The sequence below is a fragment of the Candidatus Accumulibacter vicinus genome (assembly GCF_000584955.1).
In the GTDB taxonomy this organism is placed as follows: domain Bacteria; phylum Pseudomonadota; class Gammaproteobacteria; order Burkholderiales; family Rhodocyclaceae; genus Accumulibacter; species Accumulibacter vicinus.
In genome coordinates this window covers 1-1,784 of sequence record NZ_JDSS02000047.1, presented here as the reverse complement: position 1 = coordinate 1,784, position 1,784 = coordinate 1, and the positions used below count along the sequence as shown (strand labels likewise).

Below are 1,784 nucleotides of genomic sequence, written 5' to 3'. Positions count from 1 at the left end.
GGCGCCGAGCGCGTCGCCGGCAACGAGCGCGCGCGCGGCAGCGGCGATCAGGGAATCCATCGTGACAGGTTACCGATGAGGCCGTGTGGAAACTCTCAGGAAGTCGATGTTGAAGACGGGTGTGAGCCGGACGAACTTGCGATGATTGCTGGAATCATCGAATTTCCGTTGTTTGTTGGGGGGTAAAACAGGCCTTCAGGCCTTGATTGCCGCCATCAGGGTTGTCATCCCCACAATCTGTATTACCCGCTTCAGGTTGTACGCCAGCACATGCAAACTCATCTCGGTTTGCACATGCGCCAAGGTACGCATCAGAAAGTGTCTTGCACCCATCCAGAATTTGATGGTGCCGAACGGATGTTCCACCGTCTGCCTTCGGATGCGCATCACATTCGGTTTGCCGTCCAGTCGCTTTTGCATCGCTTCGAGCACAGCTTCGTGCTCCCAGCGGCTGACGCGGCGGTAGTCGCTTGGCGTGCACTGGGCCTTGATGGGGCAGCGTGGGCAATCCGAGCTCCAGTAGCGGTGAATCAAGTGTCCCGCTTCCACTCGGGCAAATCGTCGGATGAGCTGACTGCCCGCCGGGCAGCGGTAGGTATCGGTATCGTGCTGATAGACAAAGTCCGATTTGTCGAACCGGCCCTCGGCCTTGGCTTCCGACGTCATTGGTTTGGAGACGTAGGTGGTAATGCCCGCCTGATCACAAGCCAGAACTTCCTCGCCGTTGAAGTAGCCGCGGTCCGCGATGGCCTGAAGTTCCTGATCCGGCATGATCTCCTGGGCCTGCTTCGCCATCTTGGCCAACTGTCTTCGGTCTGAACCTACGTTGGTCACTTCATGCGCCACGATCAAATGGTGCTCGGTCTCCACCGCGGTTTGCACGTTGTAGCCCACCAGTCCACGACTGGTGCTGGTGGCCATGGCCCGTGCATCGGGATCGGTCAGCGAGACCTGGCCGCCTGAGGCCTCCAATTGCGCTTGCATTCCCTTGAGATCACGCATCTCGCGCTTCAAGGTCTCGATCTTACGGTGCAGATGGGCCGTCTTGGTTTCCGTCACCTCGGACGGATTGCGATCGGCCGTCTCGATCGCCACCAGGTATTCGTCAATGCTCCGTTCGATCTCCTTCACCCGCTTGTCCACCTTGGCACAGGTGAAGTTGCGGTCGTGCGCATTGACCGCCTTGAACTTGCTGCCGTCGATGGCGACGATGGCCTGGGTGAACAGATTGAGCCGCCGGCACAGCAGAACGAACTCGCGGCAGACGTTGCGGATCGCCTGACCGTTGTCGTGACGGAAGTCGGCGATGGTCTTGAAGTCCGGCGCCAGCTTGCCGGTGAGCCACATCAACTCGACGTTGCGTTGGCATTCCCGCTCCAGCCTCCGGCTGGATTGGAGGCGATTGAGATAACCGTACAGGTAAAGCTTCAGCAGAATAGAGGGGTGATACGACGGACGGCCCGTAACTGCAGGGCGCACTCCCGCAAAGCCCAGTGCGCACAGATCCAGTTCATCAATGAAGGCTTCAACCGCTCTGACCGGGTTGTCCTCCGAAATGTAGTCGTCGAGAGACTCAGGTAGCAGGGTGATCTGGCTACGGGATTCGCCTTCGATGAATCGCTTCATGCCGCATTTCCCTCGCTGATACAACTGCGATCAGTTTAGGAAATTTGAGGGGGGTTTCCACACAGCCTCGCCGATGAAGAGACGGTCAGCTCCTATCGCCCTGAACTTCCGCTCCTGGCCGGAAATGGCCCTACATTGACGTGGCCTACGATGGCCGC

2 protein-coding genes are annotated in these 1,784 nt (G+C 58.7%); one reads left to right on the top strand and one right to left on the bottom strand.

Annotated elements, in window-relative coordinates; genetic code table 11:
- A partial coding sequence (locus CAPSK01_RS24085; RefSeq protein WP_273704129.1) for a hypothetical protein occupies positions 1-186 on the top strand: 186 nt, incomplete at its 5' end.
- 9 nt (positions 187-195) lie between these two features.
- Here CAPSK01_RS24085 and CAPSK01_RS19530 read toward each other — a convergent pair.
- Entirely contained in the window at positions 196-1,626 is a 1,431-nt protein-coding gene (locus CAPSK01_RS19530) for an IS1182 family transposase (RefSeq protein ID WP_034930758.1), read from the bottom strand.
- Positions 1,627-1,784: the final 158 nt, after the last annotated feature.

Excerpts from the sequence above, each read along its gene's own strand:
- CAPSK01_RS19530 (WP_034930758.1), bottom strand. The coding sequence starts at position 1,626 with ATGAAGCGATTCATCGAAGGCGAATCCCGTAGCCAGATCACCCTGCTA.